The sequence below is a fragment of the Flavobacterium petrolei genome (assembly GCF_003314435.2).
In the GTDB taxonomy this organism is placed as follows: Bacteria; Bacteroidota; Bacteroidia; order Flavobacteriales; family Flavobacteriaceae; genus Flavobacterium; species Flavobacterium petrolei.
The window spans coordinates 393409-418371 of sequence record NZ_QNVY02000001.1; the positions used below are offsets into that span (position 1 = coordinate 393409).

Genomic DNA, 24963 nt, shown 5'->3' on the forward strand with positions numbered 1-24963 from the left:
ATGCTAAACATATCTGACAATAAAACAAAACTGCCGCCATTAGATCGTTTTACTACGGTAAAAAACCTGGTCAACAGACCTCACTATAAAATTTTGAATAAAATTATTGTAGGAGTTTCAATTATAGGTGTGATAGCACTTTTCCTGCCTTGGACACAAAACATTTCAGGTAGCGGAAGCGTTACCACATTAAGACCTGATCAAAGACCACAGTCCATTCAGAGTGTGATTTCTGGTCGACTTGAAAAATGGTATGTTCAGGAAGGCGATTTTGTAAAGAAAGGCGACACCATCCTATTCATTTCAGAAATAAAAGAGGATTATATGGACCCAAATTTAGTTCAGAACACTAGAAATCAAATAGATGCAAAAAAACAATCTTTGCAATCGTATGGTTCAAAAGTAAGCACTCTTACCGGCCAGATCCAAGCCATTGAAAGAGAAAAAGTTTTGAAACTGGAACAAGCGCAAAATAAAATCAAACAATCTGTTTTGAAAATTAAGAGCGACAGTATGGATTTAGTTGCAGTAAAAACTCAACTAAAGATAGCTAACACGCAATACAATCGTTCTGTTCAATTGAATAAGGAAGGACTGAAACCGCTTACTGACATTGAAGAAAAAAGACTGAAATTACAAGAAGTAGAAGCGAAAATTATCACTCAGGAAAACAAATTTTTAACGAGTAAAAACGAATTTATTAATGCCAAAGTTGAAATAAACAGAATAAGCGCAGAGTATGCAGAGAAAGTTTCGAAAGCCAATAGTGACAAATTTACAGCGCTTAGCAGTCAGTACGACACTGATGCGCAAGTGAATAAACTTGAAAATCAGTATGCAAATTACAGCATTAGAAACGGAATGTATTATATCAAAGCCTCGCAAAACGGCTACATCAACAGGGCATTGCAATCCGGTATAGGAGAAACCATAAAAGAAGGAACGCCAATTGCAACCATAATGCCATCAAAATATGATATTGCCGTAGAAACTTTTGTAAACCCAATAGACCTTCCGCTGTTAAGAAAAGGTGAAAAAGTTAGGGTTTGGTTTGATGGCTGGCCTACAATTGTATTCTCCGGATGGCCAAACATGTCATACGGTACCTTTGGTGGTGAAATTGTAGCCATTGAAAATTTCATTAGCGTCAATGGAAAATATCGGGTCTTAATATCACCTGATAAAAATGATGAAAAATGGCCTGAACAACTAAGTATTGGAGCTGGAGCACAAACTATTGCGTTGCTAAATAATGTACCTGTTTGGTTTGAATTGTGGCGATCCCTGAACGGATTCCCTCCTAATTATTACAAACCAGCGGTAAAACCAACAACAGATAAAAAATAATGAAAAAACTATTTTTAGCATTTTTATTTTTGGGTTTTGCTGCAACAGCCCAAGATATCACCTCAAAAGAATTCACTTATACAGAGTTCCTGGGGTATGTAAAAAAATACCATCCGCTGGTGAAGAATGCCAACTTAGAAATCAATAAAGCGCAAGCTAATTTGATGATGGCTCGCGGTGGTTTTGACCCAAAAATCGAAGTCGATTTCAGTGAAAAACAATTCAAAGACAAAGAATATTACTCAATATTGAACAGCAGTTTCAAAATCCCAACTTGGTATGGAATCGAGATTAAAGCGGGTTTTGACAATAGTGACGGTGTATACTTGAATCCGCAAAACACACTTCCCAATCAAGGATTAACTTCCTTAGGAGTGACCGTTCCACTTGGACAAGGACTGTTTATTAACCAAAGAATGGCTGATGTACGAAAGGCAAAAATGCAAATGCAATTGAGTCAGGCAGAACGAAAACTTCAGGCAATTGCAGTTTTGTATGATGCTTCGCAGGCCTATTTTAATTGGAAAAAAAACTTCAATGAAGTGCAGTTGTATGCAGAATATAATGAAAATGCACAAATTAGATTTAAAGGGATTCAATCTTTAATCAATCAAGGTGACAAACCCGCAATTGATAGTGTTGAGGCCGGAATTATTGTAAAAAACAGAAAACTGAGCTTGGAAGATTCGAATCTGAAATTGGCTAAAGCCAAATTAGAACTCGCTAATTTTCTTTGGTTAGAAAACAATATTCCGCTGGAATTATCCGATGAATTGATTCCTGAAACCCAATTAGAATTAACGATTCAGGAAAGTTTAAAAACGAATGATTTACTGAACACCGACTTCTCCATCACCAATCATCCAAAAATTAATGCGTTGCAAAGCAAAATTGACATGCTCAATGTGGAACAAAAATTAAAAGCCAACATGCTTTTGCCTAAAATAGATGTGGGTTACTCTTATATTTCAGAACCCAGCTATATTGATAATTATCAGTTTAAAGATTACAAAATTGGATTGGATTTTTACTTCCCTTTGTTTCTTAGAAAAGAGCGCGGAAGTTTAAAACTGGCGAAGTTCAAAGTTCAGGAAACGGAATTCACACTGGACCTTGAAAAAGTGCAATTGACCAATAAAATCAATGCCCAAAAAATGGAAATTGAGTCCTTGCTGAGACAAAAAAAGCTGATTAAAGGTTTGGTTCAGGACAATCTCACAATGTTAAACTCAGAGGAAAGATTATTTTCTTTTGGTGAAAGTTCCTTATTTCTAATCAATACACGAGAGAATAATTTAGTTAGCGCACAACTTTCGAAGATTGCTCTAGAGAATCGTTTTTACGTTTCAAATTCAGAGCTTTTTAAAATAATGGCCAATCCGGATTAAATAATTTATAAAATCGTACTTTTGCAAACTGAAAAACAAGAATTATGATTATTGTAAAATCACGTGAAGAAATAGAATTAATGCGCGAAAGTGCGTTAATCGTATCAAAAACATTAGGAATGATTGCTTCTGAAATCAAAGAAGGAGTTACTACTTTATATCTGGATAAATTAGCCGAAACATTCATTCGTGACCATGGTGCAGAACCGAGTTTCCTTGGATTATATGGTTTCCCAAATTCACTTTGTATGAGTCCGAACTCGCAAGTGGTACATGGAATTCCAAATAATAAACCATTGGAAAGCGGTGATGTAATCTCTGTGGATTGTGGTGCTTTCAAAAACGGATACCATGGTGACCATGCCTATTCTTTTGAAATAGGCGAAGTTGCTCCTGAAACTAAAAAATTATTGCAGGTTACCAAAGAATCATTATACGTAGGAATTCGCGAATTAAGACTAGGAAACCGTGTTGAAGACGTAGGAAATGCAATTCAAAAATATACCGAATCACATGGTTATGGTGTAGTTCGTGAATTAGTAGGTCATGGCGTAGGACAAAAAATGCATGAAGATCCTGAAATGCCTAATTATGGTAAAAAAGGAAGAGGAAAACTTTTTGTAGAAGGAATGGTTGTGGCTATTGAACCCATGATTAATTTGGGAACCCGAAACATCAAACAACACAAAGACGGCTGGACAATCACGACAGCTGACGGAAAACCAAGTGCCCATTTTGAGCACGACGTAGCCATTATTGATGGAAAACCGGAGATTTTATCGACTTTTGGATACATCTACAAAGCCTTAGGAATTGTGAGTAATGAGGAAGATGAGTTTAGACAAACACCTTTGGTTCTGTAATGAAAAAACTTTTTAAACTTATACTCAATACTATTCCTCGTCCTTTATTAATTAGGCTGAGTTATGTAGCTCGTCCTATTATCGCTTTTTCATTAAGAGGAACTAATTTCACCGATCCAATCGACGGAAAAAGCTTCAAATCGATGTTGCCTTATGGTTATGAAACACAACGCAACAATGTACTTTCGCCAAGTACACTTTCCTTGGAAAGACATCGCTTATTATGGTTGTATTTGAATGAAGAAACCGATTTTTTTACTTCGACAGCAAAAAAGAAAGTACTGCATTTTGCACCAGAGCAAGCTTTTTATAAATTGTTTCGAAACCAAAAAAATCTGGACTACACGACAACCGATTTGTTTTCACCTCTTGCGGATGTAAAAGCAGACATTTGTAATTTGCCTTTTGAAGACAATCAATATGATGTTATTCTTTGTAATCATGTTTTAGAACACATTCCGGATGATACAAAAGCGATGCAGGAATTGTATCGGGTTTTGAAACCGGGTGGAATGGCTATTTTACAAATTCCACAGGATTTGTCCAGAGCGATCACTTTTGCCGATGATTCCATTACCGACCAAAAAGAACGCGCTAAAATCTTTGGTCAATACGATCACGTCCGCATTTACGGTCGCGATTATTTTGATAAATTACGAAGTATCGGTTTCAAAGTAATTGAAGAAGATTACACCAATAAAATTGCACCTGAATTAGTAGAAAAATATTGTTTGGCTAAAGGGGAAATTATTCCCGTTTGTTTTAAATAGTTAGTCTTTTTTCAGGAAATAATATCTTAGGGCATAATTCGTTATATTTACATCAAAGCAACTATCACCATTATGCCCACTTCCTTTTTCCAGAAAATAATAGTATTTTTCATTTTTACTTCTGCATTTGCACAAGTAGAAAAAGAAATCGCTCCGCCATACCACATCAAGACGATTTCATTTGTACAAAATAACCAAAATACAATTCCAATTTTAAAACTGGGCGAAGGATTTCAACTACAATTTGATGATCTTTTTGGCAATGAAGCAAATTATTATTACGAAATAATCCATTGCGATTACAACTGGAATCCTACCGCAATTCCAAAAAATGAATATCTGGAAGGTTTTGACAACCAAAGAATTCAGGATTACAGTAATTCCTTCAACACACTACAAATCTATTCGCATTACAAATTAGCAATTCCGAATCAGTTTACCCAACAATTGAAGATCAGCGGGAACTATATGATTAAAGTTTTAGATGAAAATAAAGCAGTTGTATTTTCCAGAAAGTTCATTTTATACGAAGATTTGGTTACAGTTCCCATCCAAGTCAAACGAGCCAGAACAATTAATAACATCGAATTAAAGCAAAATTTAGATTTCACTATTCGATCCAATACCATTACTTTTCAAACGCCGTTGCGAAATGTCAAAGTACTGTTACTTCAAAACGGCCAAATGAATACTGGCATTAAAAATATAGTTCCGCAATACACTATTGGTAATGATTTGATTTACAAATATGATTCGGAAACTCAGTTTTGGGCGGGAAATGAGTTTTTATTTTTCGAAAATAAAGACATCCGTTCAGCAAGCAACAATGTCGCCCGAATCGATTCTAACACGCCTATTTATGGTTCATATTTGTACACCAGCGCCGCCAGAGCCAATTTCCCGTATTCCTTTACCCAAGATGTGAATGGGAATTTTGTTGTCAACAATTTAAACTCAGCTAATAACGAAATCGAGGCTGATTATGCCTGGGTTTATTTCAGTCTTTCGGCACCTACATTCCGATTGAATAAAAATATTTATGTTACTGGAATGTTTAACAATTACACGCTGTCTCCAGAATACAAAATGGAGTACAATCCCAAAAAAGCGATTTATGAAAAAGCAATTTTAATCAAACAGGGATTTACGAATTTTGAATATAAAGTCGCTGACGAAAAAGGAGCAATTGACTATGAAAATGCAATTGACGGTAATTTTTACCAAACAGAAAATGACTACACAATAGTCGTTTATTACAGAGAAAACATTGACCGATACGACAGAGTTGTAGGTAAAGGAATGGCAAATTCGATAAATATTATCAACTAAAAAACTTTTGATAAATTTGGTAAAACGACACCATTTTTTTGTAAATTTGTCAATAATAACCCCATATTCATCCATTTAACATGGTTTCTCAAATAACAAGAGGCATAAAGATTTCGGTATTGACTAGTTTTGAGGGTACTTACTTCAAAAACTATAAGATTCACTTTGCCTTTAGTTACGTAATCACAATTGAAAACCACAGTAAGGATTCCGTTCAATTGATTTCACGTCATTGGGAAATTTTTGATTCCCTAAATGACATCGAGATCGTTGATGGAGAAGGCGTAATTGGTAAAAAACCCGTCTTAAAACCAGGCGAATTTCACACCTACAGCTCAGGTTGCCTATTGTCGTCCCCTTATGGCGCCATGAAAGGCTATTTCAATATGATCAATTTCACGTCAACAAAAAACTTCAAAGTTATCGTGCCTACTTTTAGGTTATGTGCGCCGTTTGCTTTGAATTAAAATCACTTTTTATTTAAGAGCTAATCCAGCTATACATTTCAAGTTTTAGTCGCCTCCTTTATTTTTTTCTAAGCACAATAAGGAGCTTCTAAAGTCGCTCTTATTCTGCAAGAAAAAATATAACGAGACCACAAAAAGCTTTCCATTTCTAACTGGGCTATAATACGACTTCCACCCACATTGCTTTTAGTTTACACCAAAAAACATCTTTTTTCAAACAATCCTTCGTACTTTTGTGCAATATTTAAAAACACACTACAAGGATTTCTAATTTTATAATTTTACAAATATGTTAAAAGGATTTTTTCATGTACCAAAAGCGGTAAACGAACCAGTAAAAGGATACGCACCAAATTCACCAGAAAAAGCAGCTGTACAAGCAGCTTACACAAAAATGTGGAATTCTAAAATCGATGTGCCTTTATATATCGGAAGCGAAGAAATTAGAACTGGAAACACCAAAAACATGACTGCTCCTCACGATCACAAACACATCGTAGGAACCTATCATTTAGCCGAAAAAATGCATGTTGAGCAAGCAATTGCAAATGCATTAGAAGCTAAAATAGCATGGGCCAATATGGCTTGGGAACAAAGAGCAGCTATATTCCTAAAAGCAGCTGAATTGATTGCTGGTCCATACAGAGCAAGAATAAATGCAGCAACAATGATTGCGCAATCAAAAAACATACACCAAGCTGAAATTGATGCTTCTTGTGAATTCATCGATTTTTTACGTTTCAACGTAGAATTCATGACTCAAATCTACAACGATCAGCCAAAATCAAATTCGGATATGTGGAACCGTTTAGAGTACAGACCTCTTGAAGGTTTTGTGTACGCGATTACACCGTTCAACTTTACTGCTATTGCCGGAAATCTTCCTGCTAGTGCTGCCATGATGGGGAATGTTGTGATTTGGAAACCAAGCGACAGCCAAGTTTTCTCTGCACAAATCATCATTGAAGTTTTCAAAGAAGCGGGAGTTCCTGATGGTGTTATCAACGTTGTTTTTGGAGATGCTTTAATGATTACGGATACCGTTTTAGCAAGCCGTGATTTCGCCGGAATTCACTTTACAGGTTCAACTCACGTATTCAAAGATATTTGGGCAAAAATTGGAACAAACATTCACCATTACAAAACCTACCCAAGAATTGTTGGTGAAACTGGAGGTAAAGATTTTATCATCGCACATCCAAGTTCGAATCCAAAACAAGTAGCAACAGGAATTGTTCGTGGTGCATTCGAATTTCAAGGTCAAAAATGTTCTGCAGCTTCAAGATCTTATGTTCCACAAAGTTTGTGGCCAGCTATAAAAGAGCAATTAATCACCGATACAAAATCGATGAAAATGGGTTCTCCAGAAGATTTTGGTAATTTTATTACTGCAGTTATTCACGAAGGTTCTTTTGATAAATTGGCCGGTTTTATTGACCAAGCTAAAAAAGATGCTGATGCTGAAATTATCGTTGGTGGTAATTATGATAAATCTGTCGGTTATTTTATTGAACCAACGATTATCGTAACAACAAATCCACATTATTCAACCATGGAAACCGAATTGTTCGGACCTGTAATGACGATTTTCGTTTACGAAGACGACAAATGGGAAGAAACATTAGAACTAGTTGATACCACTTCAGAATATGCATTAACAGGTGCAGTTTTCAGCCAAGATCGTTATGCAATTGAGCAAGCGACTACTAAATTGCAAAATGCGGCCGGTAACTTCTACATCAATGATAAACCAACCGGAGCTGTTGTAGGAATGCAACCTTTTGGTGGCGCAAGAGCATCAGGAACGAACGACAAAGCGGGTTCAGCATTGAACTTGTTGCGTTGGGCTTCACCAAGAACCATCAAAGAAACTTTTATTACTCCGGTTGATTACAGATACCCGTTTTTAGGAGAATAAATTAGTCCTAAAGTTTGAAAGTCGAAAGTCTCAAAGAACTTTAACAATAACAGAAAAAGCCGAATCTAAAATTTTAGATTCGGCTTTTTTTTTATTTTTTATACTCAGTTCTATCTTTCGACTTTAAGACTTTCGCCCTTAAGACTACGATTGAAACTTCAACGGCAAATGCACCACTTTTTTAGTTTCAAAGAATTCATCTTCAAAGAAATCAGCTAAATTGTATTCACTTGCTTTCGGGAAATCCTTCAATTCTTCCGTTAAATCTCCTCCCTTTAAATAGAGAATTCCGTTTTTCAATTCGTGTTTGTTGTTCTTTTTGATTTTGGTTTTTACCCAAGAAACAAAATCCGGCATATTAGTTACGGCACGACTCACGATAAAGTCGAAATCACCTTTTACATTTTCGGCACGCATTTGCTCCGCTTTTACATTTTTCAATTCTAATCCTTCGGCAACAGCCTGCACTACCTTTATTTTTTTGGCAATAATATCAATCAAATAAAAACGTGTTTCTGGAAAAAGAATCGCCAATGGAATACCAGGAAAACCGCCACCTGTACCAACATCCAACACATAAGTACCCGGTTCAAAATTTATAATTTTCGCTATTCCTAATGAATGCAAAATATGTTTGGTATACAAAGCATCTATATCTTTTCTCGAAATAACATTGATTTTTTCATTCCAATCATGGTATAAAAAATCCAGCTTTTCGAACTGTTCTTTCTGAATATCAGTTAAATTAGGAAAATACTTAAGAATCTCGTCCATCTATTATTTTTTTTAACAAAAGTAATACTTTACAGTTAAAATATTTATCTCAATTTTGTATATCCAAAAATTTATAATAATTACCTTTGAACTTTATTGAAAATATATGAATAATAATGCGCCAACATTTGCTAAGCAAGATAGCCTAAAGTTTTTTAGAACACTTAACTCACGGGTTAACAATTACTTCAAAGAAAACAACATCCAAAAGACCGGGAATTGGAAACTATATTTAAAAACCATAATTCTCTTTTCAGTTTTTCTTGCGCCTTATTTTTTAATTCTGACACTTGGTATGCCATTTTGGGCACATCTTCTGTTGACCATAGTTATGGGAATTGGAATGGCTGGAGTAGGAATGAATGTGATGCACGATGGAAATCATGGTTCGTATTCTAATAAAACCTGGGTCAACAAATTCATGGGTGGAACTATTTATGTTTTGGCAGGAAATGTATACAACTGGCAAGTGCAACACAATGTTTTACACCACACCTACACAAACATTCCCGGGCATGATGAGGATTTAGATGCCGGACGTGTTATCCGTTTTACTAAAGAAGCAAAATGGTATAATTTTCACCGTTTTCAACAATATTATTCGGTATTCTTATACGGATTACTAACGTTCAACTGGGCTATCACAACTGATTTCAAACAGATGCGAAGCTACTTGAAAAGAAAATTATCGTACGGAGAAGCGAAAAGCCCAAAAATACTTTGGACGACTTTAATCATTACAAAAGTAATTTATGTTTCTATCTGGATCGTGTTGCCAATCGTTATTGGAATCACATGGTGGAAAGTTCTTATTGGTTTCTTCGTGATGCATTATACAGCTGGTTTAATTCTGAGTGTTGTGTTCCAATTGGCACACGTTGTGGAAGAAACGACTAATCCATCTCCAAATGAATTAGGCGAAATGGACAATACTTGGGCGATACACCAATTATTTACCACTACTAATTTTGCTCCAAAAAACGCAATCGTAAACTGGTACACTGGCGGATTGAATCACCAAATTGAGCACCATATTTTCCCAAATATAAGTCACGTGCATTATGGTAAAATTGCCAGTATCGTAAAAGAAACGGCTCAAGAATGCAACTTGCCGTATTACGAATACAAAACAATGCGAAGTGCTGTTATTGCTCATTTCAAGCATTTGAAAGATTTGGGAATGAAACCGGAACTTATATAATTAAACAACACCTAGAGATGCACAGTAGTGCATCTCTACTTAATAAATATACTAACTACAACCTATTACAATGAATCCATTATCCGATAGAATTAACAATCTAGCAACATCACAAACACTAGCAATGGCTGCTTTGGCCAGAGAATTAAAAGCACAAGGAAAAGACATTATCAGCTTAAGTTTAGGCGAACCTGACTTTAATACGCCTGATTTCATCAAAGAAGCAGCAAAAAAAGCGATTGATGAAAATTACAGCACGTATTCTCCGGTAGAAGGATATGCTGAATTAAAAGAAGCCATCTGCAGAAAATTCAAAAGAGATAATGATTTAGAGTACAAACCATCTCAAATTGTAGTTTCAACAGGAGCAAAACAATCCTTATACAACATTGCACAAGTAATGTTAAACGATGGTGACGAAGTAATCTTACCAGCGCCTTACTGGGTTTCTTATTTCGAAATTGTAAAATTATCCGGTGGAGTTCCTGTAGAAGTTCCTACATCTGTAGATACTGATTTCAAAATCACACCAGAACAATTAGAAGCGGCCATCACGCCAAAAACAAAAATGATGTGGTTCAGTTCTCCTTGTAATCCAAGTGGATCTGTTTATAACAGAGAAGAATTAACGGCTCTTGCAAAAGTGTTAGAAAAATACCCAGACGTATATGTTGTTGCTGACGAAATCTACGAGCACATCAATTTCTCAGGGACTTTTTGCAGCATCGCATCCATCCCAGGAATGTTAGAAAGAACAATTACCGTAAATGGAGTTGCTAAAGCTTTCGCCATGACAGGATGGAGAATTGGATATATTGGCGCACCAGAATTCATCGCCAAAGCCTGCACAAAAATTCAAGGTCAAGTAACCTCAGGAGCAAATTCTATCGCACAACGTGCTACCATTACAGCAGTAGATGCTGATCCAAGTGTATTGAAACACATGGTTGACGCTTTCCATAGCCGTAGAGATTTAGTGGTAGGATTATTAAAAGAAATTCCAGGAGTAAAAATCAACGTTCCCGAAGGTGCTTTTTACGTATTCCCGGACGTTTCTTCTTTCTTCGGAAAAACATTGAAAGGAACCGAAATCAAAAATGCAATGGATTTATCAATGTACCTTTTGGCCGAAGCTAACGTAGCAATGGTAACAGGTGACGCTTTTGGAAATCCTGACTGTATCCGTTTCTCTTACGCAACCAGCGACGAGATCTTGAAAGAAGCATTAAAAAGAATCAAAGATGCTTTGGCACTATAGTCAAAACTCATAAAATCGAAAGTTAGAAAGTCAAAAATCCAACTTATAATTCTATAAAAACCTCAAGATATTCTTGGGGTTTTGTTGTTTTTGGGCGTGACCACAAGGGTCGGGCTTTCCGCTGCAATCTTTATATTTTTAAAGAAAAAATGTAAAGGATTTCCACTGCACTCCCTCACGCAAACCCTGCCAAAATCTTAATTTTTCTAATCCAATACGGAATGTTCGTGAGCTGTCCTTACACTTCTTAATACATTCGGAAAAACAATGAAATTTCTGATGATTTGTATTTTTAATTTTATACTTTTAGGAGATTAACTTAAATTTCGTTTGGCTACCTAAAGCCGCAAAATTTAGGTAGATTTTAATAACGATATAAATCCTGTCAGCAAGTTAACTAGCGACAATGCACACACAAAAAAGAAAGAAGTCAATAAATTTAGAAATAACAATTTAAAAATTATATGAAGAAAGCAAATAAGAAATCTTTAATTTTTAGCGGAGTTTTTCTATATCTAAATGATGAAAGATTATATATTGATAATTTTCAACAGAATCTTCCGACGGGTTCATATACAAACAATGATGATAGTAAAGTTCAAATTTTCAATATAGAATATGAAGAAAATTACATGAAAATGAATTTTGGAGAAGGAATGGTAGGACCAAGAAATCCAAATGTTTATAATTTTAATACAAACGAAGAAGAGCCAAATCCTAGACAAAAAAATCAAGTTGAACCTAGACAAACTTTTGCAATCATTGATTTTAAAACTAGCTTTCTATGGATTAGTAATTCGAAAAAGAGGACTGCCTTAATAGAATTATTTAAAAGATATTTCCCTACTTCATCAATTGTTATAAAAGAAATTTACGATGAAACACAATTCATCGAGATGTTAAAAACACTTGATAATATAAAAATTTCTGCAGTGCCGAATTTATTCAGTGATTCAGGATTATTAAGCAAAATTTTATCTGAAGAAATCAATGGATATGAGGCTAGTGTTGCCACTTTAAGTTTAAGTTATAATAATAGATTGACAAATAATTATTTAATCGACAAAGTTAAATCAATATTTAAACAAAAAAATTCACTAAAAAGCATTGTTATCTCAGGTAAAGATGAAAATAATTTAGGAATGCTTTTTAATACCGAAGGCTTTTCACGAAAAATTGATATTGAGGCACTAGTTGATGAAGATGAAATGTTTTCATCTGATGATGTATACAATATATTAATAAGTAAAGTAAAAAATGAAAACACTTAAAATAATACTTAAAATTTTCATTTCAGTTTTTGCAATATCCTTTTTTGCAATAAGTTTTAACTTGAATAATAAAGCTTTTGAAGTTGTTGCCACTTTTTTATCAATAACAACAGGTTTTTCAATCACTGCATTATCAATTATTGCTACTTCTCCTTTCTCAAAAAATCTTTATAACCAAGAAAGTAGTAAAAACAATTCTAAAACTTTACTTCACGAACTTGTAGATAGGTTTAAAACATCTATGATACTTTTTATAGCAACTATTTGTCTTATTGTCTTACTAAATTTATATCCTGAAAAATATATTCCAACAATATTTAAAGTTTTTGAAACTGAAATTACCACAATGGCAATTTTAAAATCTTTTGTACTATATTTTTCAATTTTATCGCTAATTTCGTTCGTTATTTTATTTAACACCTTTTCAAAATTTGTAATTAAATCCGGAAAATTAATTAAATAAAGCAATACCATCAAAAGCTAGAGTTAAGAGCATAGCACTAGCTATGAATTGAAATCACTAAACCAACTTTGCAAATAAAATTCTTTTATTACCACAAACAACAGCAATAAAACAAGTGATCAAACTAGACTTATAGAACTAATCAAAAACCAAACCATCATGCTAACCGCCATCAACCCAAAGTTACCCATGCGTAACAAAGCAATTACACGGAATTTCTATATCAACCAATTGGGTTTTCAGGAATGGGGTAGCGCGGATTTTGATGGGTATTTGATGCTACAAAAAGACAGCATTGAAATTCATTTTTTTGAGTTTCCGACCATTAATGCTGTCGAAAATTACTCAGGAGTTTACATTCGGGTGCAGGATATTGAAACTGTTTATAGCAACTTCTTGAACAACGGCGTTGCCATTCATCCCAATGGTCCTCTGGAAATCAAACCTTGGGGACAAAAAGAATTTTCGATATTGGACCCAGATCATAATCTATTGACTTTCGGGCAAAGTTTATAGCGAATGGGCAGTCATAAAAAAGCAATTTAGTATTTTTACATTCTAATTAAGACTTCAAAAAATGAAAATACTATTGCTAGGCTCAGGCGAATTAGGAAAAGAATTTACAATCGCGGCACAACGTATCGGACAAACCGTAATCGCTGTGGACAGTTACGAAAATGCTCCGGCAATGCAAGTTGCCCATGATTTTGAAGTCATCAATATGCTGGACGGAGATGCGTTAGACAAAATCGTCGCCAAACACAAACCAGACTTTATCGTACCTGAAATCGAAGCCATCAGGACCGAGCGTTTTTATGATTACGAAAAACAAGGAATCACCGTAGTTCCTTCTGCGAAAGCGGCAAACTTCACCATGAATAGGAAAGCAATTCGGGATTTGGCATCCAAAGAATTAGGTTTAAAAACCGCCAAGTATCGCTACGCCACCACTGCCGAGGAATTGCAAAAAGGTGTTGAAGCCGTTGGAATGCCGTGTGTCGTAAAACCATTAATGAGTTCCTCAGGAAAAGGACAATCAACTATAAAAACCGAAGCGGATATCGAAAAAGCATGGAATTATGCCGTAGAAGGTTCCCGAGGTGATGTGGTAGAAGTAATTGTGGAAGCATTTGTCAAATTTAATTCGGAAATCACATTATTAACGGTGGTACAAAATAATAACCCAACACTTTTCTGTGCGCCAATTGGTCACCGTCAAGAACGTGGCGATTATCAGGAAAGCTGGCAACCCGCCAGAATATCCGACAAGGATTTGTACGAAGCGCAAGACATGGCCGAAAAAGTAACCGAAGCTTTGGGTGGCGCAGGACTTTTTGGTGTAGAATTTTTCTTGGCTGATGACGGTGTTTATTTCTCGGAATTATCGCCTCGACCTCATGATACAGGAATGGTAACTTTGGCGGGAACGCAAAACTTCAACGAATTCGAATTGCATTTACGAGCCATTTTGAGTTTGCCTATTTTCGAAATTACATTAGAAAAAGCGGGAGCGAGTGCTGTAATTTTAGCTTCGGAAAATTCTACAAATCCAACCTATTCCGGAATAGAAAAAATTGCTTCCTTACCAAAAACGGATTTCAGAATCTTTGGCAAACCAACTTCAAGACCGTATAGAAGAATGGCTGTGGCTTTAGTCAATGATACTTTAGAAACTCCAATTGAAGAAGTGGTAGAAAAAGCGAAGAAAGCAGCCAATTTGGTTACCGTGCATTCTTAATTTACTATCATAGTATTGTCAAGTAGAGCGCAGTCGAGACTAAGCGTTGAGTCTCGACTGCGCTCTACTTGACACACGTCTTAAGGAAACGACATTGATCCGTCTTTACTTTTTAGAAATACGAAAATCTGTCGGAGTCATTCCTGTATGTTTCTTGAACAATCGGGTGAAATAAGAATAATCATCAAAGCCTAATTCCGTTGCAATTTCATTGACGGTAAACTTTTTATCCATCAGCATGCGTTTCGCTTCAAGGATAATTCTAGCTGTAATCACTTCTGTTGTGGTTTTTTGCAACATTTCATTACAAATCCTGTTCAAGTGTTTCAAAGTAATATTGAGTTGTGAAGCGTAGAAAAAAGGCGCCTTTTCTGTTTTAAAATTATGCTCTAAAAGTACTTCGAAATTTTTAATTTTCACATTATACGAATGTGCTTCGTGCAAATGTGTTTCACTATATTTTCTAGCAATTTCAATGTGAATAATATCCAACAAATTCATTATTTTATCTTGCTTCAAAAGCTGATTCGATTGTATTTCTACAATCAGACTTTCAAAATAAGGCAGAATCGCTTTCAATTCGGATGCGTCAAAAACCATTTCCGGTTTATTGTCCACCGAGGAATAAAATGGAAAGTCGGCGATTGTTTTTTGTCCAAAATAAAGATTATACATTTCCTGCGAGTAGAAAATTACAAATCCTTCCACGTCATCAGATAAATTCCAATGGTGCATTTGTCCGGGTTGCAGAAAAAACATACTTCCCTGCTGAATCGCAAACACATCAAAATCAATTTCATGTGTTCCCGAACCTTTGGTAAAAAAGACCAAAACATACGAATTATGCCTGTGCGGTTCCTCAACAAAACTATGATCAATTAAGTGATTTTTAAAGGTATTAATATACAAATCACTATTCACAGAATTGCAGTTAAACCGCTGAATGTTATAAATAGGATATTTTTTCATTTTGCTCTAAATGTCTTTATTGTGCTATAATTAGCGAATATAGAAAACATCCATGACATGAATAAGAAATACCTTTGATAAAAATAATTACGATGTCAAATTCTATTGTACACATCTTGAATAATGATTGCCCTCATTGTCTTAAAGGCAAAGTTTTCAATGAAAAAAGTATCTTTTTCAATTTTGGATTCCCTAAAATGAACGAATATTGTTCTCATTGCAATTACAAATTCGAAAAAGAACCCGGTTACTTTTTTGGAGCCATGTATGTAAATTATGGGTTAACAGTAGCACAAGGAATTGCGACTTATGTTATTGCCCAATTCTTCTTTACCGAAACTTTCGATTTACGAATCATTCCAATCATTGCCGTGGTGATTATTGCAATGGCTTCCATCAATATTCGTCTTTCCAGATTATTGTGGATTTACATGTTTAAAAATTATTCGATGTAAAAAAACCTGTATCTTAGCTAAAGTAAAATTTAATCATTTATGAAAAAGATACTATATTTAGCTATTTTGTTCTCTGCAACACTTGCTAGCGCTCAGGATAAAAAAGAAGAACCAAAACCTCAAATTGTTGAAGCTTCGTGCGGACAATGTCAGTTTGGGATGGAAGGACATGGTTGTGAATTAGCCGTTCGCATGGACGGAAAGTCCTATTTTGTTGACGGAAGTTCCATCGACTCCCACGGAGATGCACATGCCGATGATGGTTTTTGTGCGGCAATAAGAAAAGCGGAAGTTACTGGTAAAGTAGTTGATAATCGGTTCAAAGCTACTTCTTTTAAACTGTTGCCAAAAAAATAAAAAAAGGGCTTAAAGAAAATTCTTTAAGCCCTTTATCATTAATTCGATTTCATACTCAATTTGAGATTACTATTCTCAAAACTCGAGATATCAATCACTTCTTCCAAGTCTACATCAAAAGAAATTGTGACACTATCACCCACCATGGTCACCGGCAATTGATTGGATATTTGGGATGAACCCACAAAAATATTAGGATAATCTTTGACTTTAAAATAATAGAAGCTATTCCCGTTTTTTACATCATTTTGGATTCGGGTCACGACTGATTTCAGCGATTTTTTATTGGAAACACTATTCGGATTTATTTTATTATCCGCCATATTATAAACGTTTTTAAACGAAGTCAAGGTTTCTCGCATGGTATTGCCCACACCCACAATCGTATAATCTGAAATGGCAACCATCGCAAACATTTTAACCAAGCCGCCATCATCTTTCAGCGTCATCACATAAGTCGGAATATTATTAATGTTGTACGGAATAGGCAACGACGCCTTGTATCCTTTCTCCTGAACTTTCCCTTGTGCAGAGCTTTGAGCAGCAAATTCTGTTGCGCCACCTTGTTTATAAAAGGTTGTTTCTTTGGTTCTGGTATCCACCAAAACAAAACCTACAGCAGACTCTTCTTTCCCCACGGAAGTCAATCCGGTGTACCAATAGGATTTATTGTCTTTTCCGTAAACCAATGTCAATCCTTCCGTAATTTGAAGTTTATCTTGATTAGAAAAATTCCAATACCCGTGAACGTATTCGCCCCAATCATTCAATTGATCTTCTATGAAATCCAAAGGCTGAATTCGGTCCACCCATTTTGGCGTTTTAGGAATTGAATATTCATTTATAACACCCGATTGCGCATCAACCACAATAACTCCTGTCGCTTCTTTTCCTGAGAAACCAATTTTTTTTCCATATTTCGTAACAATCCAAAACGGATTTCCAGCATCATCAATCTCAAAACTAAAATCAGCCAAACCAACCGTAGCATTTCCGTTAAAATAAACGTGTCTGTGAATATCGCTTTGAAAATAGGCGCCTTGCTGGTACTTAATTTTAATATCCTTCCCTCCTATACTCTGAACTAATTTTACATCACGTTCATTAGTTGCAGAAACCATAACATATCCCGCAGTTCCTTCTTGGTTGTTAAACCATTTTAAAAAACCCGAATGCAATAAAGGCGCAACCCAATACAAGTTGTTATTGACTTTTTGGATGCAAAAATCACCTAATTCTACCTGACTTCCCAAAGCGGGTTGCGAACCTAAAATTTTCTCTCCTAAAAGATGCGCTAATTCCTCATCGACAACACGGATTTTATCAATAGAAATTGGAGCAATATGATTGGTGATTTTTTGACCGTTTTTAACCTCGCCAATTAATTTTTGATACGAATCGCTCCGGAACATTTTTAGGCTGGTTACAAAAGGAAGCGCAGTACAATACACCAAAAGCAGTCCTGCCAAAACAAATAAAATCTTGTTTGGCTTAGAGACAATCTTGACCTGTTTGGTTTGTTGAGAAACCGTTAATCCAAGAGAAAAAATAATAGCAAGAAGTACTAAAACCAACAAAATAAAGGCAAAACCCGTAAAACCATAATTGATTACCGGCAGGATGCCATAAAACAAGAAAAACCCAAAAAGGAACAAGAAAACAATACCAACTATCTTTTTCATAACGCTGTTTTTTATAGTTTATTAGTTTACACAAAACGAAAAATGTTACAGAAAAAAGTAGTAATAAATCAATATTAAAGACCAAAAAAATGTTCTGGTTTGGATCAAAAAAGCTAAAAATACAACTTTCAACTATTTATAAGGTTTTGTTAATATTAGTTTAGCAGCGGTTTTTTCGAAAAAAAACAAAAGTTTAATCATTAGATTTGTGGAAATCGTAATGTTAATGAAGTTATTAATAGTTGAAGATGAACCTAATCTTTCGTCAATTATCCGCAAAGGATTTTCAGAAAAAAATCACGAAGTAAGTGTTGCGCTTGATGGCACAACAGCATTAGATTTACTTTCGAATCACAATTTTGATGTGGTAATTCTAGATGTAATGTTGCCTGACATTAATGGAATTGAAATTTGCAGACGTTTGCGAGCCGCGAAAAATTTTGTTCCCATTTTGTTGTTAACCGCTTTAGGAAGCACTGAAAATATAATAAACGGATTGAATTCCGGAGCCGATGATTATTTATTGAAACCCTTTAAATTCCTGGAACTTGACGCAAGGGTCAACGCACTTTCCAGACGGGCGGGTCAAGTACAAAAACCGAATGAAATTATCACTATTGATGATCTTCAAATTAATTCGAAAACAAAATCCGTATCCAGAAATGGAGACACTATTGTACTGACGGCCAAAGAATTTAAACTTTTATATTATCTGGCCATTAACTCTGAGACAATTTTATCCCGTGAGCAACTTTTAGACAATGTTTGGGATATTAATTTTGAGATGAACACCAATGTGATTGATGTTTACATTAACTATTTGAGGAAAAAAATTGACAAACCATACGACACTAAATTAATCCACACCATGAAAGGTTTGGGTTATGTACTGAAACCATAAAAAATGCAGATTAAGAAAAAAATTACCTTTACCTATATTGCGCTTTCAACCCTCAGCACACTTTTACTAAGTTTGGTGGTTTTCTTTTTGTTCAAACAAAATAACCAATATCATTTTTTAAAAAGATTACAAGATCGGGCTAAAATTGTGGCGTCGATTCATTATCAAAATGACCCTGTAAAAACTCGTTATTTCAAAGAATTTAAAGCCAATGGACTTGAAGAACTGATTGATGAGAACAATTATGTGTTAAAAGTCAGTGGAAAAAATACCTTTGAATATAACACCGATCTCGATTTACCAGCTGATTTCTATTCGAAAGTAATGGTCAATGGTTCTAATTGGATAGAAAACAGCAACCGCTATTTTTATGCCCAAACTTTTACGGAATCCAATCAAAAATATATTGTAATCATTACTGCAATAGACCGCAGGGGAAATGTCAGCAGTATCTATATCATTCAAATTCTGTTTTTTGGAGGGCTGGCTTTTATATTATTGGCGTATTTTCTTGGTAGATTTCTGGCCAGAAGAGTCATCAATCCAGTAGCGCGAATTACGGATGAAGTAAAAATAATTAGCGCATCAAATCTTCACAACCGCCTTCCTGAGACTAAGAGTTCGGATGAAATTGGTGATTTGACAAAGACGTTTAACAATATGCTGGACCGATTGGAAACCTCATTTGAAATTCAGGCAAATTTTATCAATAATGCGTCACATGAACTAAAAACTCCCGTAACAACCATCATTGCTGAAGCAGAAATCATGCTTTTGAAAGAAAGAAATGTTGCGGATTACATTGCATCTTTAGAAAATATTCACAGTCAGGCATCCCGACTTGGCGATCTTACAGAAAGTCTTCTGAAACTTACACAAACCGGTTATGACGGTAAAAAACAATTATTAGATATCGTCCGTATTGATGAACTTTTAATGGATGTAAAATCAGATATTGACAAAATTTACCCCAACAACAGAGTAACTATTAAGATCCAGAAAATTCCAAGTGACCCAAGCTTGCTGGAAATCCCTTGTAACAAATCTTTATTGGAACTTTCATTGAATAATATTATCGCGAATGGAGTCAAATATTCGGATAACGAAACGGTATTTGTTACTTTATCTGCCAACAACTCAAGTATCAAAATTTCAATTACCGATATTGGAATTGGTATTCCCGCGGAAGATATTCCACATCTTTATGAGCCTTTCTTTCGAGGCAAAAAAGCATCAAAATATAATGGCTATGGTTTAGGGCTTCCGCTTGCCATGAAAATAATCCGGATGCACAACGGAGAACTTCTAATACAATCGGAACCTGACAAAGGGACAATTGTAAATATTACTTTTAATACGGTCAACATTAAAAATTCTAATGTTAATTCTTAGAATATTCTAATTTTAATTTAAGGTTGCTATAAACTGGGAACTGTTATTTTGTATGTATAAAGAAATCAAATCTGCTACATATGAAAAATATTCTTATCCCATCGACATTACAAAACGACACAATCAATGCTGTAAAAACAGCTATTAATTCTGCAAATGGCAACCAATGTCAGCTCACATTAATGTTACTTACAGATATTCCTGACACGTTTTCCTCTGCCAGTTTATTGCGAAATATCAATACAGGCTTAAACTCAACCCAAGAAAATGTTTTGGATCTGTGTCGCCAAATCATCTCTGAAAGTAAAAATTGCAGCTTAAAAATCCACCATCAATACGGAATTTCTTCACCGGTTTTTAAAAATTTAGCAAGCCATTTCAACATTGGTTTAACCATTATAACTCCTTCTTTTAAATCTTCAAAAAAGAAAATCAATTCTTTTTGCATCCAAATTATTTCCAATAGCAAATGTCCGATTCTGCATACCAACGCAAACTTTGACCAAGACATATTTAGCCAAGCTTTATACCTTAAAAATTCAGATTCACTCCTTCATGCAGAAGATTTGCAAGCTTATGTGAATACACTTTTTTCTTTGAAAATTGTAAGTGAAAGCGAAACGAACGAAAGCCAACCTTTTTTGAGCGATACAATAGCTAAAAACAACATCAACATATTGATTGAAACCAGAAAACCAAAGAAATTAAAACTATTAAAGAAAGAAAAAGCAGCACTCAACGAGTTACTAGGATTACCAGTTCTTTCATTATACGAAGAGATTTACTAGGGAAATCAAATGATTGTTTAAAATTTTAATCCAAAGTATATGTTATTAAATAAAAAAATTCCAATGAAATATGTGTTGGGTAAAATAAGAACCGAATTGACATTAGTCATTGTGTTTTGTATTTCCTTTCAAATGTTTCATTATTTCTTCGAAACGATTTCAACCAATATTCCTATTGCGATACCTACAATAATTGGAACCATTATTTCATTATTACTGGCATTCAAATCGAACCAAGCGTATGACCGCTGGTGGGAAGCAAGAATAATTTGGGGTTCTATTGTCAACGATTCCAGAACGTTATTGCGCCAGATCATTATTTTTTATGATGATCCAGATTTTTCGGTTCAGGCAAACGATTTTAAAGAAAAATTTGCCAAAAGACAAGCAGCTTGGTGTTATAGTCTTGGACAGTCGCTCCGAGAAAAAGATCCTTTAAAGCCAATAAAAGGTTTACTGGACGAAGACGAATTGCGTTTTGTAAAAAAACACAAACATGTTCCTAACGCAATTTTACTGTTACATGCCAAAGATTTAAAAAAAGCGCTCAGTAGCGGTAAAATTAATGTTTACCAACAGGTAGAAATAGACAATACATTATCGCGATTGTGTGATTCGATGGGTAAATGTGAACGTATAAAAAACACCATTTTCCCAACAACTTATAGTATGTACATTAGGTTTGCATTGTGTTTGTTTATTATTCTATTGCCTTTTGGCTTGATAAATAACATTGGTTGGCTTCAAATCCCACTAGTAACAACTATTGCTGCCGCTTTTTTCTTAATCGAAAAAATGGCTATTCATTTGCAGGATCCATTTGAAAACAGACCTACAGACACTCCTGTAAGTGCTATTTCAAATACCATTGAAAAAAACCTTATGCAAATGGTAAACGAATATCGAGATGAGTTTGAAGAAGAATATTATTCATACCAAACAGCGAATCAACCCATTAAACCGCTAAAAAACACGTATTTCGTACTTTAAAATTTTCATTTTTAGTGCCAATCCACTCTATTTATTGGGGTGGATTTTTTTATATTAAATGTTTGTTTGAAAATCGGCATCTCTTTTTCGATAGGAAAACGACTTAAAGCGATAGTTTTAAATACCGTAAAAAATAGTATTTTTGCATCCCGATTGAAACTGATTTTTCAATCTATACATTTTTTCAATCTTTAAATTAGACACATGAAAGCATACGTATTTCCAGGTCAAGGCGCACAATTCACAGGAATGGGTAAAGACTTATATGAAAATTCTGCTCTTGCAAAAGAATTATTCGAAAAAGCCAATGAAATTTTAGGTTTCCGCATCACAGACATAATGTTTGAAGGAACTGCAGAAGAATTGAAAGAAACCAAAGTAACGCAACCGGCCGTTTTCTTGCATTCGGTGATTTTAGCAAAAACATTAGGCGAAGATTTCAAACCAGAAATGGTAGCGGGACATTCATTGGGTGAATTCTCAGCTTTAGTGGCGAACGGAGCTTTATCCTTTGAAGACGGATTAAAATTAGTTTCACAAAGAGCTTTGGCAATGCAAAAAGCCTGCGAAATAAAACCTTCGACTATGGCAGCAGTTTTAGGATTGGCTGACAATATCGTTGAAGAAGTTTGCGCTTCAATTGACGGAATTGTTGTGGCCGCAAATTACAACTGCCCGGGACAATTAGTGATTTCTGGAGAAACATCAGCAGTCGAAAAAGCGTGTGAAGCGATGAAAGCAGCAGGTGCAAAACGTGCTTTGTTATTACCAGTTGGTGGTGCTTTTCACTCTCCAATGATGGAGCCGGCACGTGAAGAACTAGCTGCAGCTATTGAAGAAACTACTTTCTCTACTCCTATTTGTCCAGTATATCAAAATGTGACGGCAAAGGCAGTTTCAGATCCAAGCGAAATCAAGAAGAATTTAATTATCCAATTGACAGCACCTGTAAAATGGACGCAATCGGTACAACAAATGATTGCTGACGGAGCCACTTTATTTACTGAAGTAGGTCCTGGAAAAGTATTGGCAGGATTGATTGGAAAAATTGATAAAGAAGCGGTTACTGCAAATGCATAATTAGCCTTTAATGTTCAAAATAGTATCCTCATAAACTCTGGTTGATGAGGATTTTTTTTTATCTTTATAGAACGAGTTCAAATTAATTTTAACTTTTAAAATGAAAAAAATGAAAAAAGCACTTTTAGGATTAGCATTTATTGCAACTTTAATGACTTCTTGCAAAAAAGAAACAAAAGACGAAGTAAAAGAGGCTACCGAAGCCGTTGGCAATGAAATGGAAGATGCTATCGATACAGCAGCTGTAAAAGTTGATGCTGCAGCTGATTCCACTAAGGTTAAAGCAGGAAAAGTTCTTGAAAAAGGAGCGAAAAAAATGGATGAAGCCGCTGAAAAGTTGAAAGAAGCCGCAAAAAAATAACTCTACTTCAAATCAAATTGAAACCTGAACGAATGACAAATTAAGAAAGAACGTTTTCATTCACAGTGATTTTCACCTAAAAAAATCCCAAACTATCATCATTGATACTTTGGGATTTTTAATTATTTTAATATAAATGCTTTCGTAGTGTATCTCTACGAACGAATTTTCTGTTCCCATTTCCAAGCGCTTGCCATCGCTTCTTCAAGCGTCGATTGTGCTTTCCATCCTAAAACAGTATTGGCTTTATCGGTATTGGCATACGCTGAAGTTATATCTCCTTCTCTACGGCCTACAATTTTATAAGGCAATTTTTTACCGCTTACTTTTTCGAAAGTATGTATTACTTCTAAAACGGAGCTTCCGGTTCCGGTTCCCAAATTAAAGGTTTCTACTTTTTCCGTATTTTTTTTGTTCAGCAAGCGTTGCAAAGCGATAACATGGGCTTTCGCCAAATCTACTACGTGAATATAATCGCGAACTGCTGTTCCATCTGGAGTTGGATAATCATCTCCATAAACCGAAAGCTCTTTACGCAATCCAAAACCGGTTTGTGTAATAAACGGCACTAAATTCTGAGGAACACCAATAGGTAATTCTCCAATTTCAGTAGAAGGATGCGCCCCAATTGGATTAAAATAACGCAATAAAATCGCGTTGATATTAGTAACTTTGGCTGTATCAGTGATAATTTCTTCTCCTATTTGTTTCGTATTCCCATAAGGAGACATCGCTGTTTGAATCGAAGCATTTTCAGTTATCGGCATGGTTTCCGCCTGACCATAAACAGTACATGACGAGCTAAAAATGAAATTTGCTTCCGGTTTTTGCTGTAATTCTTGTAAAACATAAACCAAGGCATTGATATTATTTTCATAGTATAACAATGGGTTTTCTACACTTTCGCCCACTGCTTTCGAAGCTGCAAAATGAATAACACCTGAAATATCATGATGCCTTTTGAAAAAATCCTGCACTTTTTCTTTTTCTCGCAAATCTAATTTTTCGAAAGCCGGAACTTTACCCGTAATATTATGAATTCCGTCCAAAACACTCAAGGAAGTATTTGATAAATTATCGACAACGATAACTTCATAACCTTCGTTTTGTAATTCTACTACGGTATGAGATCCTATGAAACCCAACCCACCTGTGACTAATATTTTCATGATTTCTTTTTTCTATAAAAACGCAACTTATT

At 35.1% G+C, this 24963-nt stretch carries 25 protein-coding genes; 21 read left to right on the forward strand and 4 right to left on the reverse strand.

Going from position 1 to position 24963, the window contains the following annotated elements:
* From DR871_RS01730 to pruA, 7 genes are all read left to right on the forward strand, one after another.
* On the forward strand, positions 1–1347 hold the full coding sequence (locus DR871_RS01730; RefSeq protein ID WP_113665127.1) for an HlyD family secretion protein: 1347 nt from the start codon (positions 1–3) through the stop codon (positions 1345–1347).
* Positions 1347–2735 carry a TolC family protein gene (locus DR871_RS01735; RefSeq protein ID WP_113665126.1) on the forward strand — a complete coding sequence of 463 codons (1389 nt, stop codon included), beginning with the start codon at positions 1347–1349 and terminating at the stop codon, positions 2733–2735. The genes DR871_RS01730 and DR871_RS01735 overlap by 1 nt, the downstream gene beginning before the upstream one ends.
* A gap of 44 nt (positions 2736–2779) precedes the next feature.
* Positions 2780–3598: a type I methionyl aminopeptidase gene (map, locus tag DR871_RS01740; protein WP_113665125.1), complete on the forward strand. Its 819-nt coding sequence runs from the start codon at positions 2780–2782 to the stop codon at positions 3596–3598.
* Positions 3598–4368 carry a class I SAM-dependent methyltransferase gene (locus DR871_RS01745; protein ID WP_113665124.1) on the forward strand — a complete coding sequence of 257 codons (771 nt, stop codon included), beginning with the start codon at positions 3598–3600 and terminating at the stop codon, positions 4366–4368. The genes map and DR871_RS01745 overlap by 1 nt, the downstream gene beginning before the upstream one ends.
* A 72-nt stretch (positions 4369–4440) precedes the next feature.
* Positions 4441–5697 (forward strand): type IX secretion system plug protein, encoded by a 1257-nt coding sequence (locus tag DR871_RS01750; RefSeq protein ID WP_113665123.1) that lies wholly within the window; start codon positions 4441–4443, stop codon positions 5695–5697.
* A gap of 80 nt (positions 5698–5777) precedes the next feature.
* The gene (apaG, locus tag DR871_RS01755; RefSeq protein WP_113665122.1) at positions 5778–6164 is read left to right on the forward strand and encodes a Co2+/Mg2+ efflux protein ApaG; all 387 of its coding nucleotides are present in this window, start codon (positions 5778–5780) and stop codon (positions 6162–6164) included.
* Positions 6165–6453: 289 nt separating this feature from the next.
* Positions 6454–8082 carry an L-glutamate gamma-semialdehyde dehydrogenase gene (gene pruA, locus DR871_RS01760; protein WP_113665121.1) on the forward strand — a complete coding sequence of 543 codons (1629 nt, stop codon included), beginning with the start codon at positions 6454–6456 and terminating at the stop codon, positions 8080–8082.
* 144 nt (positions 8083–8226) lie between these two features.
* On the opposite strand, the gene rsmG is transcribed toward pruA, so the two are convergent.
* Complete coding sequence (gene rsmG / locus DR871_RS01765; protein ID WP_113665120.1) at positions 8227–8856, reverse strand: 16S rRNA (guanine(527)-N(7))-methyltransferase RsmG; 630 nt, start codon at positions 8854–8856, stop codon at positions 8227–8229.
* Between the two features lie 106 nt (positions 8857–8962).
* Here rsmG and DR871_RS01770 point away from each other — a divergent pair, with 106 nt between their 5' ends.
* The 6 genes from DR871_RS01770 to purT all read left to right on the forward strand — a co-directional run bounded on the left by DR871_RS01770 (position 8963) and on the right by purT (position 14787).
* Positions 8963–10057: a fatty acid desaturase family protein gene (locus DR871_RS01770; RefSeq protein WP_113665119.1), complete on the forward strand. Its 1095-nt coding sequence runs from the start codon at positions 8963–8965 to the stop codon at positions 10055–10057.
* Positions 10058–10127: 70 nt separating this feature from the next.
* Entirely contained in the window at positions 10128–11315 is a 1188-nt protein-coding gene (locus DR871_RS01775; protein WP_113665118.1) for a pyridoxal phosphate-dependent aminotransferase, read from the forward strand.
* 464 nt (positions 11316–11779) lie between these two features.
* Positions 11780–12586, forward strand: coding sequence for a hypothetical protein (locus DR871_RS01780; RefSeq protein WP_113665117.1), 807 nt, complete (start codon positions 11780–11782; stop codon positions 12584–12586).
* Positions 12573–13049: a hypothetical protein gene (locus DR871_RS01785; RefSeq protein ID WP_113665116.1), complete on the forward strand. Its 477-nt coding sequence runs from the start codon at positions 12573–12575 to the stop codon at positions 13047–13049. The genes DR871_RS01780 and DR871_RS01785 overlap by 14 nt, the downstream gene beginning before the upstream one ends.
* A gap of 159 nt (positions 13050–13208) precedes the next feature.
* On the forward strand, positions 13209–13565 hold the full coding sequence (locus DR871_RS01790; RefSeq protein ID WP_113665115.1) for a bleomycin resistance protein: 357 nt from the start codon (positions 13209–13211) through the stop codon (positions 13563–13565).
* Positions 13566–13626: 61 nt separating this feature from the next.
* Entirely contained in the window at positions 13627–14787 is a 1161-nt protein-coding gene (gene purT, locus DR871_RS01795; protein WP_113665114.1) for a formate-dependent phosphoribosylglycinamide formyltransferase, read from the forward strand.
* Positions 14788–14892: 105 nt separating this feature from the next.
* On the opposite strand, the gene DR871_RS01800 is transcribed toward purT, so the two are convergent.
* Complete coding sequence (locus DR871_RS01800) at positions 14893–15756, reverse strand: helix-turn-helix transcriptional regulator (protein WP_113665113.1); 864 nt, start codon at positions 15754–15756, stop codon at positions 14893–14895.
* A gap of 92 nt (positions 15757–15848) precedes the next feature.
* On the opposite strand from DR871_RS01800, the gene DR871_RS01805 reads away from it, so the two are divergent.
* Positions 15849–16211, forward strand: a complete 363-nt coding sequence (locus tag DR871_RS01805) for a DUF983 domain-containing protein (RefSeq protein WP_113665112.1) — start codon at positions 15849–15851, stop codon at positions 16209–16211.
* A gap of 39 nt (positions 16212–16250) precedes the next feature.
* Positions 16251–16568, forward strand: coding sequence for a DUF6370 family protein (locus DR871_RS01810; protein WP_113665111.1), 318 nt, complete (start codon positions 16251–16253; stop codon positions 16566–16568).
* A 38-nt stretch (positions 16569–16606) separates the two neighbouring features.
* On the opposite strand, the gene DR871_RS01815 is transcribed toward DR871_RS01810, so the two are convergent.
* On the reverse strand, positions 16607–18250 hold the full coding sequence (locus tag DR871_RS01815; protein ID WP_113665110.1) for a hypothetical protein: 1644 nt from the start codon (positions 18248–18250) through the stop codon (positions 16607–16609).
* A gap of 226 nt (positions 18251–18476) precedes the next feature.
* On the opposite strand from DR871_RS01815, the gene DR871_RS01820 reads away from it, so the two are divergent.
* From DR871_RS01820 to DR871_RS01845, 6 genes are all read left to right on the forward strand, one after another.
* Complete coding sequence (locus DR871_RS01820; RefSeq protein WP_113665109.1) at positions 18477–19151, forward strand: response regulator transcription factor; 675 nt, start codon at positions 18477–18479, stop codon at positions 19149–19151.
* 3 nt (positions 19152–19154) lie between these two features.
* Entirely contained in the window at positions 19155–20543 is a 1389-nt protein-coding gene (locus DR871_RS01825) for a HAMP domain-containing sensor histidine kinase (protein ID WP_113665108.1), read from the forward strand.
* An 80-nt stretch (positions 20544–20623) separates the two neighbouring features.
* The gene (locus DR871_RS01830; RefSeq protein ID WP_113665107.1) at positions 20624–21331 is read left to right on the forward strand and encodes an adenine nucleotide alpha hydrolase family protein; all 708 of its coding nucleotides are present in this window, start codon (positions 20624–20626) and stop codon (positions 21329–21331) included.
* Between the two features lie 39 nt (positions 21332–21370).
* A complete protein-coding gene (locus DR871_RS01835; RefSeq protein ID WP_113665106.1) occupies positions 21371–22321 on the forward strand; it encodes a bestrophin family protein in 951 nt (316 codons plus the stop codon).
* A 204-nt stretch (positions 22322–22525) separates the two neighbouring features.
* On the forward strand, positions 22526–23401 hold the full coding sequence (gene fabD / locus DR871_RS01840) for an ACP S-malonyltransferase (protein WP_113665105.1): 876 nt from the start codon (positions 22526–22528) through the stop codon (positions 23399–23401).
* A 109-nt stretch (positions 23402–23510) separates the two neighbouring features.
* The gene (locus tag DR871_RS01845) at positions 23511–23762 is read left to right on the forward strand and encodes a hypothetical protein (RefSeq protein WP_113665481.1); all 252 of its coding nucleotides are present in this window, start codon (positions 23511–23513) and stop codon (positions 23760–23762) included.
* A gap of 155 nt (positions 23763–23917) precedes the next feature.
* Here DR871_RS01845 and galE read toward each other — a convergent pair whose 3' ends face one another.
* On the reverse strand, positions 23918–24931 hold the full coding sequence (gene galE, locus DR871_RS01850) for a UDP-glucose 4-epimerase GalE (RefSeq protein ID WP_113665104.1): 1014 nt from the start codon (positions 24929–24931) through the stop codon (positions 23918–23920).
* Between the last annotated feature and the right edge of the window lie 32 nt (positions 24932–24963).